A 15671-nucleotide genomic window follows, 5' to 3' on the forward strand; every position below is an offset into this window, starting at 1 on the left:
TCGCTTGCGCTGTCACGCGCTCGGCGAGAGTTTGCGCTGCAGCTTCTCCAGCGGCACGCCCTTGGTTTCCGGCATCACGAAAGCCACGAACGCTATCTGCAACACCATCATGAAGGCAAAGAAGGCAAATACCGGCCCGCCATTGAAGACGCCGAGTACCCAGGGCGTGACCAGGGTGATCGCGGCGGCGAAAAACCAGTGGGTGAAGCTGCCCAGCGACTGCCCGCGGGCGCGCTCGCGGTTGGGGAAGACTTCCGAGATATAGACCCAGATCACCGTGCCCTGGCTGATGCCATGGGCGGCGACGAACAGGCACAACTGGAGAGGGATCAGCGCGCCGCCCAGATTGTCGGTGAAAAAGGCGTGAGAGATGATCGCCAGCGAGATGATGTAGCCCACCGAGCCGATGTACATCAGCGTGCGCCGGCCGACGCGGTCGATCAGCGCCATCCCGACCATGGTGAACAGCACCATGATCAAACCGATGCCGGCGGTGGAGAGCAGTGCGGCACTTGCGCCCAGTTGCGCCGATTCGAGAATTCGCGGGGCGTAGTAGAGTACGAAGTTGATGCCGGTGAACTGGTTGAAGAAGGCGATCAGGAACGCCAGTAGGATCGGCAGGCGATAGCGGCGCGAGAAGAACCGGGTATGCACTTTCTGATCCTCGCGGTCGGCGGCCTGAATCTCGTCGATCTGCGCCGTGATGTCGCGCTTGGCATCGATCTGGCGCAGTATCCTGGCGGCGCCCTCTGTGTCGTTACGGTTGAGGATCAGCCAACGTGGACTCTCCGGCACGGCGAACAGTGCCAGGGTATAGACCAGCGCCGGAACGGCTTCGATGCCGACCATCCAGCGCCAGGCATCGTCGCCGAGCAGGCTGCCGAGAATGGCGTTCGAGACATAGGCCATGAAGATGCCGAACACCACGTTGAACTGATACAGCGCCACCAGGTTGCCGCGACGCTCGGCGGGCGCGATCTCGGAGATGTAGGCCGGTGCGGCCACCGACGACATGCCGACGCCGAAGCCACCGATCAGGCGGAAGAACGAAAACCAAAAGGGATCGGTCGCCAGCGCCGAGCCGACCGCTGAGACGAAGTAGAGCACGCCGATCATGAACAGCGTGGCGCGCCGCCCCAGGCGATCGGTGGGCCAGTTGCCGCAGATTGCCCCCAGCACCGTGCCCCATAGCGCCATCGACATGATGAACAGACCGTGCTGGAGGTCGCTGAGCCCCCAAAGTTCCTGAATGGGCTTGTCCGCCCCGGAGATCACGGCGGTGTCGAAACCGAACAGAAAGCCCGCCATGGCGACGAACATGGACCACTTCAGGATAGGGGACATCATCAATCACCTTTCTAGAGCATTGTCGGGTCGAGAATTATTTCAGCCTAGCTCAACAATCAGTACAGCAGCGATGTTCCGGCCTCGCCGTGCATTCATCTCAAACTTTAGTGGGCAACGAAGTCTGGGGGAGCATTTTGCAGTGCCGAGGTTGACAGCCCTCGGGCACTGATGGAATCTAGGCGGTTCCTGATTGCGGGCGCAGCATAGTCTGGGAGATCCCCGGCCGCTGCGTGAAGGGTAGGTTCCCAGCGACCTCTACCCGCCTGTCGAGAGAACTTCCTCAGGAAGCTTTCTCAGGAAACAAGGGCACGGGCCAACCGCCTGTCCCCGCCAACCCCGACACGGCGATCTGCCGTGCCAGACATCGCCCGGCCAGCCGGCTCGGCAGTGTCTATGAGTGCGGGTCCCCACCCCGGGCCCAGACGCCAGGATGATGGCATCAGGCGCCGATTCGATATCGGCAGCGGCGTACCGCCGCGATTGAGCTTCGCTTTCACGCTTCTTGCCGAGGAGGAAAGCGGAGTGGCACTCGAACTTCCAGGGGAGACTCACCAGTGGAATTACTTTCCGGCGCCGATATGATCGCTCGCTTTCTGAAGGATGAAGGCGTCGAGCGTATCTACGGCTATCCGGGCGGTGCGGCATTGCACATCTACGATGCCCTGTTCCGTCAGGATAGCGTTCAGCACATTCTCGTTCGTCACGAACAAGCCGCCACCCACGCCGCCGATGGCTACGCCCGCGCCAGCGGCAAGCCCGGCGTGGTACTCGTGACCTCCGGCCCCGGCGCGACCAACGCCGTGACCGGCATCGCCACCGCCTACATGGATTCGATCCCGATGGTGGTGCTGTGCGGCCAAGTTGCCAGCCACCTGATCGGCGAGGACGCTTTTCAGGAAACCGATATCGTCGGCGTCACCCGCCCGATCGTGAAGCACAGCTTCTCGATCAAGCACCCCAGCGAGATTCCCGCGGTGCTGAAGAAGGCGTTCTATCTTGCCTCGACCGGCCGTCCCGGCCCGGTGGTGGTGGACATTCCCAAGGACATGACGGCGCCCACCGAGCGTTACGAGTACGTCTATCCGAAGAAGGTCAAGATTCGCTCCTACAACCCGGTGACCCGTGGCCACAGCGGCCAGATCAAGAAGGCCGTCGACATGATGCTCAAGGCGCGCCGGCCGGTGTTCTATACCGGCGGCGGCATCGTTACCGGGCGCGCCAGCGAGGCGCTGACCGATCTGGTCCAGCGTCTCGGCTTTCCCATCACCACCACGCTGATGGGAATCGGCGGCTATCCGCAGGGCGATCGCCAGTCGCTCGGCTGGCTCGGCATGCATGGCAGCTATGAAGCCAACATGGCGATGCACCATGCCGATCTGATCGTCGCCATCGGCGCGCGCTTCGACGACCGGGTGACCAACAACACTTCGAAATTCTGCCCCACGGCCAAGATCGTGCACGTCGATATCGATCCCAGCTCGATCTCCAAGACCGTGCGGGCGGACGTGCCGATCGTCGGTGCGGCGGGCAGCGTCATCAACGAGATGATCAGCCTGGTCCAGGATCGCGAGCCGGCCAGTCCGGAGGCGCTCGAGGAGTGGTGGAAGACCATCGACGGCTGGCGGGCCGAGCGCGAGGGCAAGCTCTACGAGCCATCCAAGCCGGGCGAAGCACTCAAGCCGCAGGAGGTGATCGAAGCGGTCTACCGCGCGACCCGAGGCGAGGCGTTCGTGACCACGGACGTGGGCCAGCACCAGATGTTCGCGGCGCAGTACTACAAGTTCGCCAAGCCCAACCGCTTCATCACCTCCGGCGGCCTCGGCACCATGGGCTTCGGCTTTCCGGCGGCGATGGGCGTCAAGCTCAACTTCCCCCAGGACGACGTGGTCTGCTTCACCGGCGAAGGCAGCTTTCAGATGATGATGCAGGAACTGTCGACCTGTAAGCAGTTCGAGGTCGGCGTCAAGATCGTCAACCTGAACAACCAGTCGCTGGGCATGGTGCGTCAGTGGCAGGATCTGAACTACAAGTCGCGCCATGCGCATTCCTACATGGAATCGCTGCCCGACTTCGCCAAGCTGATCGAGGCCTACGGTTTCACGGCGCTCAAGGTGGAACGTCACGAGGAACTGGCGCCGGCGCTGGAACGTGCCTTCGCCGATACCAACGAACTGGTGTTCCTCGACGTCTATGTCGATCCATTCGAACACGTCTATCCAATGCAGGTGCCTCTCGGCTCCATGCGTGACATGCTGCTTTCGAAGACGGAGCGGACCTGATGCGCCATATCATCTCGATTCTGCTGGAAAACGAGCCGGGCGCGCTGTCCCGCGTGGTGGGACTGTTCTCCCAGCGCAACTTCAACATCGAAACCCTCAACGTGGCACCGACCGAGGAACCGTCGTTGTCCCGGCTGACGGTGACCACGGTCGGCGACGATCGGGTGATCGAGCAGATTACCAAGCATCTCAACAAGCTGATCGACGTGGTCAAGCTGGTCGACCTGACCGAAGGCAACCACATCGAGCGCGAACTGATGCTGGTCAAGGTCAAGGCGCTCGGCGCCAGCCGCGACGAGGTCAAGCGCACCGCGGACATCTTCCGCGCGCAGATCGTCGACGTCACGCCGAGCGTCTACACGGTGCAGATCACCGGCGATGCCGGCAAGCTCGATGCCTTCGTGCAGGCGATGGCGCCGATCGGCATTCTCGAGGTCGCGCGCACCGGCGTCTCGGGCATTGCCCGTGGAGATAAACTGCTTTCGTTGTGAAGCGGCCAGAGTCGCCAACGGACGCCCGGCGGGAGCCATTCCGCCGGGCGTTTTTGTATTTTACTATTCAGTGGGATGTTGAGCGTCGAAAGCCGCGCATAGGGCAGGCACTATTCATAACGGGGAGGCGACAGTGTTGTGAGCCGTACGGTAAAAGGCGTCGAGTTCTTTGGCCACCCGGTCGGGAATTTCCGTGAGGATGCCGTTTTTCATTTCCTTGAAAATGATGAGCTTAGAGCCCTCCACAATGTCGGAAAGATGCTTTGCCACGTCTGCGCCGCTTCCCTTGGCATACTCACCTGTCATGATGAGAGTTGGCATGGCGATGTCGTTTAACCACAGGCCGATCTCTGTCTGGCTATACAACTTATAGGTATCGATGAAGACTTGCTCATTGATACTGGTAAGCTGTTCGAGCCGCTGTTGCAAGGCACCGGGATGCACGGTAACGAAGGCGTCCGTATACCAAAGCTTCACCAGGCTAGACATGGTTTCGGCGACGCCCTCATGTTGAAGTCGTTCAATTAACTTGGCATTGGAACGTATATCCTGTTCATTACGATCCACAGGAGCAGCCATCAGGCAGAGGCGGCTAACATGTTCGGGATATCGATGCGCATAGGCAGCAGCAATAAACGAGCCAAGCGAATGGCCAACGAAGAAGGCCTGTTCCAAGCTCAGTTCGGTGCGCAACGCTTCGAGGTCCTCAACTAGCCTATCGAGAGTGAGCTCATCTGGCGCGGGGTCAGAATTACCATGGCCCCTTAGGTCATAGGAAATACAGGAAAAATCGTCTGTCAGATATTCTATGACCCCTTGCCAAGTGTCATGAGTTGACCCGTTGCCATGCACGAATACGATGGCAGGCCCTTTGCCTTGAACCCAATACGCCGTTGGGCCAGCCTTGCGCTTATGGACCATGTGCTACCCCTTGGCTTTTTCGCTGGCAAGGTGCCCGCCGACACCCCAGTCTTGCGGGGAATAATCAGTAATCACAACTTGTACGCTTTCTCGTTTCCCGCCGCAGCTGCGTAGGAAGCCTTCGGTCAGCTCCTTGATGAGCTCGCTTTTCTGCTCGGTCGTTCGTCCTTCGAACATTTCCACACGGATAATGGGCATTTTTCTGTATCTCGATACTAGGGCCACTCGCTTTGACGGCCGGATTAATGGTGCCTGCTAGTCAGATCGCTGGCTTGTGGTCGATGGCGCAGCGCAGATTATTCTGGAACCGGTTTGTTCTGGCTAGAAGCGGCAGCAATCTGCTGCGCAACCCAAGCAGTCCCTGCGGCCAACGCGTACCGACAGCACCGTAGAGATAGGACATTCGCTGAGTCTGATCGATGTAGGGCCTTTCCGCCTGCTCCCATTTGCGTAGAGCAGTGGGAATATCGGTATGCTTGGTGACGGCTCGAGCAAGTACGACGGCATTGGTGATTGCCACGCAGGCGCCCTGGCCTAGATTGGGTGTCATCGCATGCGCTGCATCTCCGACGATACAGGCATTTCCTAGCGACCAAGAAGAACAGTGAACATTATAGAAGGGGCGCCAGTGCTCTTCGGGATGGCGGGGAAGGCGCTCCAAATACTCTCTGTAATTGGGATGACTTTCAGCCCACGCTTCCAAATTGAAGGGTTGTTGCATACGCCCAGCGATATCATGCTCGGGGCAGCAAAGAAACACGTAGTGATAGTCTTTACTAGCCGGAGCCATGCCTATGCGTCGCCCTCCGTTCCACATTTCTATCCGTCGGGTGCTGAGGCTATCATCGGGCTGGCGCGGTATGAGGTGACGACCGCAGCCGTCCTTCATCTCTATGATCTTCTGCGCGAGTTTCAACGAATCCCTCACCTTGGAGAACACGCCGTCCGCACCAATGACTAAATCGGCCTTGGGGCCCATGCCGTTGACGAATTCAAGACGTCCTTCGGGGGATGCACCGATAACCTTTGAATTGGTGATGATCTCCACACCTTGCGCGATGGCATGTTCGGCCAGAATACGGTGCAACTCCGTACGCAGGATGACGATGAGCTCGGGAAGCGGTTCGTTCTTGCGCCGTATGTTCACTTCCCTTTGCCGATGGTCCTGCAGCAAGCGTGGCTTTTCCGAGGCCACGCCCGTCTCTACGACCTTGTTGTAAACGCCAAGCTCACGCAAGGCAGCGAGGGCGTTTTCCCAAAGATAGAGACCTGCGCCAATCTCTCGTAATTCCTTTCCCTTTTCATGGACACGGACGCTCCAGCCTTGTTGAGCCAGTGCCGCTGCTGCGGCGAGTCCTGCAAGTCCTGCGCCTGCGATTTCAGCTACCGGTTTGTTAGCCATTCTTTACTCCGTCGTCAGGTATTGTCATTTATATGGTTAGAAAACGGGCCTATGCCGTTGAATCTTCGCGCTTAGCTGAAGCGAGCGTGAATTCCCCCGGATTTATGCCTGGCTGCGTTGCGTGATGAAACGGCGTAGCTCGGAGGCCACCCTGTGGGGGGCTTCCATCAGAATGGAATGCTTCAATCCCTCGAGAATTACGAGTTCAGAGTCAGGCAGCTGACTATCGATGTAGCGGTTCAGGCGCGGATTACAACCGCCATCCAGCTCGCCCGTGAGTACAAGTGACGGAACAGCAACCTCATGCAGCCAGGGAGCCATTTCGGTTTCCGCATAGATGTGGAAAACATTGAGGAATACGTTAGCGCTCATGCTAGTGATCTGATTAAGTCGGGCCGTGACGATGTCAGGGTTGGCTTGGGCAAACTCATCCGTGTACCAGCGGTTTACGAGCGTATTGAGAATATTGGGGATCCCCTCACGTTCCATTGCCTCGACAACTCCCTTTACCTTGGCGCTGTCGTCTGCCGTTCGTCCGGCGGCCGTTGATAATAGCGCCAGAGTCTTGACTCGCTCGGGGTATTTTCGTGCATAGGCTGGGCCAATCATGCCGCCAAGCGAGTGTCCGGCGATATGGGCCTTTTTGATACCCAGCTTTGCCCGTAGCGCTTCCAGATCTTCGACCAATGCATCTAGGTCGAACCGCCCTTCGGGCATGGGGGATATGCCATGACCTCGCAAGTCATAAGAGATACAACAAAAATCGGACTTTAAATCATCCACGATCCTATCCCAGGTGGCATGCGATGCACCGATGCCATGCACCAGAAAAAGCGGCTCCCCCTCGCCGGCGATCCAGTGCGAGCAGTCTAGGGCTTTGGGGGACGAATTCATGTTGTTGATTTTTTGTGTCATGACTAGTCCTATTTTGTGTTAGCCAGTTGTATTGGTAGTTGATAGGAGCCAGCAACAATCCATGTGGCGGAATGCAGCTTGAAATTTAGTTAATCTCAAGAATATAGATCAGTCAAAGCGATAATTTTGATTTATCTATCAAGTTAAATGATCGCTCGCGGCGAGTTGACTATCAAAAAAAACAAACCAGGCATGAAAATTATCGATTTGATTTGTGGTTGCAGGTCTGCTTCCTTTTAAGGCAAGCGAACACGGCGTGAATAAGGGGGATGGTAACCGGGACTCACCATTAAGCCGGTTTAAAGTTTCGCTACTAATAAGGACAGAGACTGACCTAGGTCCATGTGTCCATGGTTAGTTGGGTTAAGTGTTTGAGAGGTGAGCTACACGTCAGTCGGACAGATTACCGGCATAGCGACAGAATATGCGGTAACACAAAACAAACGAACCGAGAAGGCTCTCCATGACAACAATCAAAATTGAAATCAAGGGCTTAAACAAAGTCTATGGCGAACGGCCAGAAGAGGCTCTCAAGCTGGCAAGGCAAGGATGCCATCCCCGTGACATCTTGAGTAGGACAGGCCAGATGCTGGCGGTATCTGAGGTATCGCTCAAGGTGAGAGAGGGTGAAATCTTTACCATCATGGGCCTATCCGGGTCCGGAAAGTCTACGTTGGTTCGATGCCTGAATCGTCTGATCGAGCCTACGAACGGCTCGATCCTGCTTGATGGTGAGGACATATGCTTGAAGTCGAGCCAGGAATTGCGAGACATCAGACGTACCAAGATCGCCATGGTGTTCCAGAATTTTGCATTGTTGCCCCACAAGTCGATACTCGAGAATGTTGAGTTTGGATTAAAACTACGTGGTGAGGTGAAGGAGTCACGCCGAGAAAAGGCGGGAATGGCATTAGAACGGGTCGGGCTCTCCAATTGGAGTGATCGCTATCCCGACAATTTGAGTGGTGGAATGAAGCAGCGTGTGGGACTGGCCAGAGCTCTGGCAAACGATCCCGATATTTTGTTAATGGATGAGCCTTTTAGTGCGCTTGATCCATTGATCCGTGCCGACCTTCAGGCAGAGCTTATTAAGCTTCAGTGTGATATCAAAAAGACCATCATCTTCATTACTCATGATTTTCATGAGGCGGTCAAGCTCAGCGACCAGGTCGCCGTTATGCGAGATGGTAAATTTGTCCAGATGGGTACGCCGGAAGAGATCATCCTTCATCCTGGAAATGAATACGTGGAAAATTTTTCGCGTGAGATGGACAGGTCTAAAGTAATTACTGCTAAAGATGTGGCACAAACTGGTGCCACTCCTCTTTATGCCGATATGGCGGCAGATAGTGTATTGAAGAGGATGAAAAAAACAGGGAAGCAATTCGCCATATTAGTGGATTCTGATAAAAAACCGCTAGGCTATATATTTCGTGGGGACCTAGAGAATTCCACAGAGTTAGAGATGAAGGTTGGTGCTGATTTCCAAAGACAAGACGAAGAGGTGATCTCGGTGTCTTCTTCCACCATTGTAGGTAACCTCTATTTCCAATTGTCTCAGCAATTGCCTCTCGCCATTAGTGATGATAAAGGACATGTTGTTGGTACCATGGATGCTAACGATGTTATGACGCACCTGAGCCAAGCCGGACAGTATACTAACATAAGAAATTCAGCTCATGCATTCAGCACCGATGGCCAGATCAGCGGCGAATCTCATCTTACCATTAACTGCTTCGATAAGGTGGTCAGCTCATGAATCGTTTACCTGATGAATATATTCTACCCATAGCTGACATTTTTCAGAATATTGTGAACTGGCTCGTTGATGAATGGCGTCCAGTTTTTCAGACACTACGCTGGCCAATCGCGCAGGTTCTGGATGCAGTGTCAGATCTGATGAATTCGTTACCATTCTGGCTTGTAATCCTGTTCTTTCTGATCGTCGGTTGGAGAACAGCGGGTATTCGTAATGGCGTTTTCTGCGGTGTTTCCTTTGTATTGATTGCCTTCATGGGGCTTTGGGACGAAGCAATGGACTCGCTTTCAATTTTGATCACAGCGGTCACCTTCTGCGTGGTCGTAGGCGTTCCGATCGGTATCCTTGCCGGCCGAAGCAACAAGTTTTGGGCTGTTCTACGCCCAGTCCTTGATGTTATGCAAACAACACCCTCTTTTGTTTATCTTGTTCCGGTGGTAATGCTGTTTGGTATCGGAACTGTGCCAGGTGTAATAGCTACCATAGTCTTTTCCATGCCACCGGTGATCCGTCTAACTAATCTTGGATTGCGCCAGGTCCCCGCCGAGGCGATCGAGGCTGGAGAGTCCTTTGGTGCTACCGAATGGCAGGCTCTAATCAATATCCGATTACCACTAGCCCTGCCGTCTATCATGACAGGGGTGAACCAGACCCTGCTCATGGCTATGGTGATGAGCGTTATTATCTCAATGATCGGGGCTGAGGGGCTTGGCTTGTCAGTGCTTAGAGGAATCGGTGCGCTAGATGTCGGGCAGGCAGGAATAGGTGGATTGGCCATTGTTCTTCTGGCTATATCGCTGGACCGGATTACCCAAGGATTAGGCGAAAAATCTAAACAGGCCCATCATGAGCTCAAACCGCGCTCATTGTTAGGTCGTTTCCGAGCAGCACGGACCGGGGCATCTGACTCCCCTGCAAGTATGCAATAACAATCAATCCTCGATAGAGAGAAATGCAATGAGTTGCAATATGAGAAATATAATATTTGCCATTGTAGCTGGCATAGCTATCCTGACTGGTACCCATGTTATGGCTGGATCCGACCTGCCTGGTGCTGGTAAGAAAGTCATGCCTGCACGCCCTAATTGGGACTCCTTCTGGTTCGGTCAGAAAATTGTCGATATTGGTATGGAACGTCTGGGTTATGAAGTTGCCGACCCAGTTACAATGGGGCCTCCCGCGATATTTACTTCTATCGCACGTGGCGACCTTATGTATTCGGTCGACACGATTTTGCCCAATCACGCTGATCTTTACGAGAAAACTAAAGAGGATGTGATGCCAGTAGGACCGATCATGAATCCGGGTACTATACAAGGATTTATGGTTGATAAAAAAACTGCGGATAAATATAATATCCGTTATTTGGAGGATTTTAAAGATCCTAAAGTAGCCGCGCTATTTGATCAGGATGGTGATGGGCGTGCTGATATGGTTGGGCCATCAGCAAGCTGGACGGGATCTTCTGCCGTAGCAACAAACTATATAAAAAACCTCGGTCTGAGCGATCGTGTTCATTTAGTTCAGGGAGAGTACACTACGTTATCTGCGGATGCGGTGGGACGTTACTCTGCTGGTGAACCAATATTCCTATATACTTGGTACCCTAATCCAACAACTATGACGCTAAAGCCAGGAAAAGATCTTGTTTGGTTGCAGGTGCATAATGTCTCATTGCCAGATGATCAGATGGAAAAATATAAGCCCCAAGACAACCTTGAGGGCTGCGCATCCAACCCCTGCGATCTTGGCTGGCTGCCTACAGTCTACTATATTGCGGTCAACCGAAAATGGGCTGCTGAAAACTCTGCGGCAATGAAATTTTTCGATCAGTTTGAAATGCACCTACAGGATCGAGCCGAGCAGAATATCAAGATGATGCAAGGTGAAAACCGAGAGGAGGATATCGAGCGCCATGCTAGAGAATGGATCGAGAATAACAAGGAAAAATTCGATTCGTGGATTGATGCAGCAATTACTGCTGCCAATTGATTGCTAGCGGAAACTTAGATTACTTAATCCCCCGGTTAGGGGGATTTTGTGTTGTCTGGGTACAGCGATATCTATGAGTGTTTATCTCATCTGCTAATACTCAATCGGTATGCGGCGAGATTGACAGGCTACTGTTTGTTGATGATATTGATGCTTCATCATACATCATTGGATGAGATGATTAATGGCTTTGTCCAGGAAAATCAATTGGAATCTGCTCTATACGTTTGTCGTCGTGGCAGAGACTCAGAGCATTTCGAAGGCGGCCCATATCCTCGGACGAGGACAGCCGGCAATCAGCGCGGCACTGAAGAATTTAGAGTGTCAAATTGGGTTGCAGCTTGCGGAAAGGGGACCAAGATTTTTCAAACTAACTGAGGCTGGACGGCTACTCCACCGCGAGGCGAGCGAAATCTGCGGTGCCATAGACCGTATATCGGTCTTGCTGAAGGATACCGAGGAGGTGTTGACAGGCAATGTCCGACTGACTATTGCAAGTCACATGGCTAGTCCAATTCTGAACCAAACTCTAACCGAGTTCCATCGTCGACATAACCGAGCGACGATATCGTGTACTGTGATGAATAGCCCGGAAATCATTGAGGCACTCGCGAATCGGTTGATCCATTTCGGAATAGGGCCGGTGTTTAATAAGCGGTCGGAGTTTGAATATTTTCATATATTTAAAGAGTATTGTGGGTTTTATTGCGGGGCCACCCACCCACTCTTTGGAAAGGAAGGGCTGACTGTGGAGGATTTAAAGGGGCATAATGAAATCACATACCAGTCAGCTATTTTCTCGGATTATCTCCATTCGATTACTGAGATGCGATCCAATATAAACTTTAATGAACCACTGACGGGCATTGCTAATAATCTAGAGGAAGTCAGGCGAATGGTCCTTTCTGGATTAGGTGTTGGGCCAATCCCGGTGCAGATAGCCGCCCGAGATGTACGGGATGGCTTATTATGGCGGTTACCGCCTTATGAGGATGTCATGCCTATCGACATATACCTCATTACTAATGCCAAGGTACGCCCCAGTCAAACCGAGCAAGCTTTTCTGGACACCCTTAAGAAGGAAGTTCTCAATACACCGGAAAGCCAGCGTACTTACTCGGGCAATCTCAATACAGCCCCATTCTGGTAGCTGCCTTTCCATCGACTGGGCAAATTTGCAGCATATGGCGATGCCTGTATCTCCGCCCATAGCGCTTCGATCAGCGCACTCTTCAGGCGTCGCTTGAGCACGCACAGGCCGACGTCGTAGTGCGGCAGTTCGGGCTTGACCGGCAGGATGGTCACGCGATCGAGCAGCGGGCTGTTGTCGAGCACGATGCGCGGCACGATACCGACGCCAAATCCGAGTCCGACCATGCTGACGATCGCTTCGTTGCCGGCGACCTGGGCATAGATGCGTGGGGTGACCCCAAGCGCACGAAACCAGGTATCGGCATGATCCCGCGACAATCCGGATTCGGACAGGATCATCGGTACTTGCCGCCACTGGGAAGGCGTCGGAATCTCCGGTGTGGCCGGCAGCCAGTCGGCGCCGTCACGCGGCGCGATGAACACCAGCGGCGAAGTCGCCAGCGGCTTGAATGCCAACGCATCCGGCAGGCTGCGGGGGCGCGCGGTGATGGCAACGTCCTCGTTTTCGGCCTGGACCCGGGCGATGGCGTCGGCCGGATCGCCGGTATGCAGCTTGATCTCGATACGCGGATGGCGCAGACGGAATTCGCTCAGCAGACGGTAGAGAAAACTGTAGCTGGCGGTGACCGAGCAGTAGATGCTGATCTCGCCTGCCAGCTCGCGGGTCTCCTCCATCAAGGTGCACTGCAGCGATTGCCATTGCTCCAGTGTCTCCCGGGCGTAGGAGTGGAACAGCTGTCCCTCCCGGGTCAGGATGACGTGGCGATTGTCGCGCTCGAACAGCGTGACGCCCAGCGTCTCCTCCAACTGGCGGATCGAACGGCTCAGGGTCGAAGGGCTGACATGGCAGGCGTCGCTGGCGCGACCGAAATGCAGATGATCGGCCAGGGCCAGGAAGTGGGTCAGTGGGCGGTAATCCATTAGTGTTTCATCGATTCGTTTCGAATTATGAAATGTCGCATTGCAAATATAGCGTTTTACGCAACGCGGCGCCTGACTTATCGTGGCTCCACGGCTGAACATGACGAGCGCCGCGCTAGACGGCGCCGGTGGCCATCAACGCTGACACATATTCCAGCAGCTATTTCCAGAATCGATCGGGAGTTCGACATGCGCGTTTATTACGACAAGGATTGCGATCTTTCGCTGATCCAGGCCAAGCAGGTCACCATCGTCGGCTATGGCTCACAGGGCCATGCCCACGCCAACAACCTCAAGGAGTCCGGCGTCGACGTCACCGTCGCGCTGCGCAAGGGGTCTTCTTCTGCGGCCAAGGCCGAGGGCGCCGGCCTCAAGGTGGCCAGTGTCGCTGACGCCTGCAAGACCGCCGACGTGGTGATGATTCTTGCGCCGGACGAAAACCAGAAAACGATCTACGAGCAGGAGATCGAGCCTAACCTGAAAGAGGGCGCGACCGTCGCCTTCGCCCATGGCTTCAATATCCACTACAGCCAGATTCAGCCGCGTGCCGATCTCGACGTGATCATGATCGCGCCCAAGGCGCCGGGGCATACCGTTCGTTCCGAATTCGTGCGTGGCGGCGGCATTCCAGATCTGATCGCGATCCACCAGGACGCGTCCGGTCAGGCCAAGGAGATCGCGCTCTCCTACGCCGCAGCCATCGGTGGTGGCCGCAGCGGTATCATCGAGACCACCTTCAAGGACGAGACCGAAACCGACCTGTTCGGCGAGCAGGCGGTGCTGTGCGGCGGTGCGGTCGAGCTGGTCAAGGCCGGCTTCGAGACCCTGACCGAAGCCGGTTACGCGCCGGAAATGGCCTATTTCGAGTGCCTCCACGAGCTCAAGCTGATCGTCGACCTGATGTACGAAGGCGGCATCGCCAACATGAACTACTCGATCTCCAACAATGCCGAGTACGGCGAATACGTCACCGGCCGCGAGATCATTAACGAGCATTCCAAAGAGGCGATGCGCAAGGCGCTCAAGCGCATCCAGGACGGCGAGTACGCCAAGATGTTCATCGCCGAAGGGGCCTGCAACTACGCTTCGCTCAACGCCCGTCGTCGCCAGACCGCCGAGCATCCGGTCGAGCAGATCGGTGAAAAGCTGCGTGCAATGATGCCGTGGATCACCGCCAATCAGCTGGTCGACAAGAGCAAGAACTGATCGCTCTTTGGTCACGCGAGCCGAACGGGGTGCGACGATCGTCGCACCCCGTTTTGCGTTCGGGGAAGACGGGCAACTGTCGCGATTCTCGCTAGGCTGTAGAATGGGCCGGCTGAAATGCCCGAGCGCACTCGTAACCAAAGGACTCGCCTCCATGACGCAGGATGACCGCCAACACGAGCAAGAGCCCGAAACCATTACCATCGGCGCTACGTCTCCGCTCTTCGATGACGAAGACGAGGTCATCGAAGAGACGGTCGAAAACGGCAAGCGAATTCGCCGCCGCGGTATCTATCTGCTGCCCAATCTGTTCACGCTGTCGGCATTGTTTGCCGGTTTCTACTCGATCGTTGCGGCGATCAATGGCGACTATGGCAAGGCGGCCATCGCCATCTTCGTGGCCATGGTCCTCGACGGACTGGATGGCCGCGTGGCTCGCCTGACCAATACGCAGAGTGCCTTCGGCGCCGAATTCGACAGCCTCGCCGACATGGTTTCCTTCGGCATGGCTCCGGCGCTGGTCGCCTTCACCTGGATCCTGCAGGACGTCGGCAAGCTCGGCTGGATCGCGGCCTTCATCTTCGTGGCCGGCGCGGCGCTGCGCCTGGCGCGGTTCAATGTGCAGATCGGCAGCATCGACAAGAAGTGGTTCGTCGGGCTTCCCAGTCCCTCGGCGGCTGCCGTGGTGGCCGGTTGCGTTTGGGTGTTCCATACCTTCGACGCCGAGTCGCTCGGTTTCAAGGTACTGATGACCGCCGTGGTTGCCGCGGCCGGCGTGTTGATGGTCAGTAACGTGCGCTACCACAGTTTCAAGGAGATCGATTTCAAGGGGCCGGTGCCATTCGTCTTCCTGCTGGCGATCGTGCTGCTGTTCGTACTGATCTCGATCGAGCCTTCGGTAGTGTTGCTGACGCTGTTTGGCTGCTATGTCGTTTCGGGCCCCCTCTTTGCGTTGGGGCGTCTGCGCAAGGCGCGCACGGAGAAGCGGCGGCAAGAAGCGGGAGGGCAGCAGGCGCAGGACGACTGACCGGCACGCGCCATTGCTCTCATGACGCCCGCCCTGCGCGGGCGTTTTGCTATCTATTGGACCGGCTGGACAACTTTTTTGCCGCGAGGGCTTGCCAAGTTGGGCCGGGGTCCGTAAAGTACGCATCCGCTGCCGACGAGACAGGCTCTCGACAGCAGCGGGGAGACAAGCCAAGCGATTGATTCGATTGAACAAATCAAGCATCGTTAGGCGGCGAAGCAAGCGGTTGGGCTTCACGGTGTCTTCCAGGGTTCGCGGC

Annotated in this window: 14 protein-coding genes; 8 read left to right on the forward strand and 6 right to left on the reverse strand. The window is 55.6% G+C overall.

Going from position 1 to position 15671, the window contains the following annotated elements:
- Positions 1-12: 12 nt before the first annotated feature.
- Positions 13-1344, reverse strand: coding sequence for a sugar porter family MFS transporter (locus tag DOM57_RS07375; RefSeq protein WP_110648573.1), 1332 nt, complete (start codon positions 1342-1344; stop codon positions 13-15).
- Positions 1345-1901: 557 nt separating this feature from the next.
- On the opposite strand from DOM57_RS07375, the gene DOM57_RS07380 reads away from it, so the two are divergent.
- Positions 1902-3626, forward strand: a complete 1725-nt coding sequence (locus tag DOM57_RS07380; RefSeq protein ID WP_110648574.1) for an acetolactate synthase 3 large subunit — start codon at positions 1902-1904, stop codon at positions 3624-3626.
- Entirely contained in the window at positions 3626-4117 is a 492-nt protein-coding gene (ilvN, locus tag DOM57_RS07385; RefSeq protein WP_110648575.1) for an acetolactate synthase small subunit, read from the forward strand. The genes DOM57_RS07380 and ilvN overlap by 1 nt, the downstream gene beginning before the upstream one ends.
- A 114-nt stretch (positions 4118-4231) precedes the next feature.
- Here the strand turns inward: ilvN and DOM57_RS07390 are convergent, their stop codons facing one another.
- From DOM57_RS07390 to DOM57_RS07405, 4 genes are all read right to left on the reverse strand, one after another.
- On the reverse strand, positions 4232-5038 hold the full coding sequence (locus DOM57_RS07390; RefSeq protein WP_110648576.1) for an alpha/beta fold hydrolase: 807 nt from the start codon (positions 5036-5038) through the stop codon (positions 4232-4234).
- Between the two features lie 3 nt (positions 5039-5041).
- On the reverse strand, positions 5042-5263 hold the full coding sequence (locus DOM57_RS07395) for a 2-hydroxymuconate tautomerase (protein WP_275425961.1): 222 nt from the start codon (positions 5261-5263) through the stop codon (positions 5042-5044).
- 34 nt (positions 5264-5297) lie between these two features.
- The gene (locus DOM57_RS07400; protein ID WP_110648578.1) at positions 5298-6440 is read right to left on the reverse strand and encodes an FAD-dependent monooxygenase; all 1143 of its coding nucleotides are present in this window, start codon (positions 6438-6440) and stop codon (positions 5298-5300) included.
- A gap of 102 nt (positions 6441-6542) precedes the next feature.
- Positions 6543-7355: an alpha/beta fold hydrolase gene (locus DOM57_RS07405; protein WP_204352893.1), complete on the reverse strand. Its 813-nt coding sequence runs from the start codon at positions 7353-7355 to the stop codon at positions 6543-6545.
- 463 nt (positions 7356-7818) lie between these two features.
- On the opposite strand from DOM57_RS07405, the gene DOM57_RS07410 reads away from it, so the two are divergent.
- From DOM57_RS07410 to DOM57_RS07425, 4 genes are all read left to right on the forward strand, one after another.
- Positions 7819-9114, forward strand: a complete 1296-nt coding sequence (locus tag DOM57_RS07410; protein ID WP_110648579.1) for a quaternary amine ABC transporter ATP-binding protein — start codon at positions 7819-7821, stop codon at positions 9112-9114.
- Positions 9111-10043, forward strand: coding sequence for an ABC transporter permease (locus tag DOM57_RS07415; RefSeq protein WP_110648580.1), 933 nt, complete (start codon positions 9111-9113; stop codon positions 10041-10043). Before DOM57_RS07410 ends, DOM57_RS07415 begins: the two co-directional genes overlap by 4 nt.
- 28 nt (positions 10044-10071) lie before the next feature.
- A complete protein-coding gene (gene proX, locus DOM57_RS07420) occupies positions 10072-11106 on the forward strand; it encodes a glycine betaine/L-proline ABC transporter substrate-binding protein ProX (RefSeq protein ID WP_110648581.1) in 1035 nt (344 codons plus the stop codon).
- A gap of 184 nt (positions 11107-11290) precedes the next feature.
- Positions 11291-12256 (forward strand): LysR family transcriptional regulator, encoded by a 966-nt coding sequence (locus tag DOM57_RS07425; protein ID WP_110648582.1) that lies wholly within the window; start codon positions 11291-11293, stop codon positions 12254-12256.
- Here DOM57_RS07425 and ilvY read toward each other — a convergent pair.
- Positions 12220-13179, reverse strand: coding sequence for an HTH-type transcriptional activator IlvY (ilvY, locus tag DOM57_RS07430; RefSeq protein WP_110648583.1), 960 nt, complete (start codon positions 13177-13179; stop codon positions 12220-12222). The genes DOM57_RS07425 and ilvY overlap by 37 nt on opposite strands.
- 189 nt (positions 13180-13368) lie before the next feature.
- On the opposite strand from ilvY, the gene ilvC reads away from it, so the two are divergent.
- Both ilvC and pssA read left to right on the forward strand, forming a co-directional pair.
- A complete protein-coding gene (ilvC, locus tag DOM57_RS07435; protein ID WP_110648584.1) occupies positions 13369-14385 on the forward strand; it encodes a ketol-acid reductoisomerase in 1017 nt (338 codons plus the stop codon).
- 154 nt (positions 14386-14539) lie between these two features.
- Positions 14540-15412, forward strand: a complete 873-nt coding sequence (gene pssA, locus DOM57_RS07440) for a CDP-diacylglycerol--serine O-phosphatidyltransferase (RefSeq protein ID WP_110648585.1) — start codon at positions 14540-14542, stop codon at positions 15410-15412.
- Positions 15413-15671: the final 259 nt, after the last annotated feature.

Origin of the sequence: Salinicola peritrichatus, from assembly GCF_003206715.1 — a bacterium.
Lineage (GTDB): Bacteria > Pseudomonadota > Gammaproteobacteria > Pseudomonadales > Halomonadaceae > Salinicola > Salinicola peritrichatus.

Excerpts from the sequence above, each read along its gene's own strand:
- DOM57_RS07390 (WP_110648576.1), bottom strand. The coding sequence starts at position 5,038 with ATGGTCCATAAGCGCAAGGCTGGCCCAACGGCGTATTGGGTTCAAGGC.
- DOM57_RS07415 (WP_110648580.1), top strand. The coding sequence starts at position 9,111 with ATGAATCGTTTACCTGATGAATATATTCTACCCATAGCTGACATTTTT.
- DOM57_RS07400 (WP_110648578.1), bottom strand. The coding sequence starts at position 6,440 with ATGGCTAACAAACCGGTAGCTGAAATCGCAGGCGCAGGACTTGCAGGA.
- DOM57_RS07425 (WP_110648582.1), top strand. The coding sequence starts at position 11,291 with ATGGCTTTGTCCAGGAAAATCAATTGGAATCTGCTCTATACGTTTGTC.
- DOM57_RS07410 (WP_110648579.1), top strand. The coding sequence starts at position 7,819 with ATGACAACAATCAAAATTGAAATCAAGGGCTTAAACAAAGTCTATGGC.
- ilvC (WP_110648584.1), top strand. The coding sequence starts at position 13,369 with ATGCGCGTTTATTACGACAAGGATTGCGATCTTTCGCTGATCCAGGCC.
- DOM57_RS07405 (WP_204352893.1), bottom strand. The coding sequence starts at position 7,355 with ATGACACAAAAAATCAACAACATGAATTCGTCCCCCAAAGCCCTAGAC.
- ilvN (WP_110648575.1), top strand. The coding sequence starts at position 3,626 with ATGCGCCATATCATCTCGATTCTGCTGGAAAACGAGCCGGGCGCGCTG.
- DOM57_RS07375 (WP_110648573.1), bottom strand. The coding sequence starts at position 1,344 with ATGTCCCCTATCCTGAAGTGGTCCATGTTCGTCGCCATGGCGGGCTTT.
- pssA (WP_110648585.1), top strand. The coding sequence starts at position 14,540 with ATGACGCAGGATGACCGCCAACACGAGCAAGAGCCCGAAACCATTACC.
- ilvY (WP_110648583.1), bottom strand. The coding sequence starts at position 13,179 with ATGGATTACCGCCCACTGACCCACTTCCTGGCCCTGGCCGATCATCTG.
- proX (WP_110648581.1), top strand. The coding sequence starts at position 10,072 with ATGAGTTGCAATATGAGAAATATAATATTTGCCATTGTAGCTGGCATA.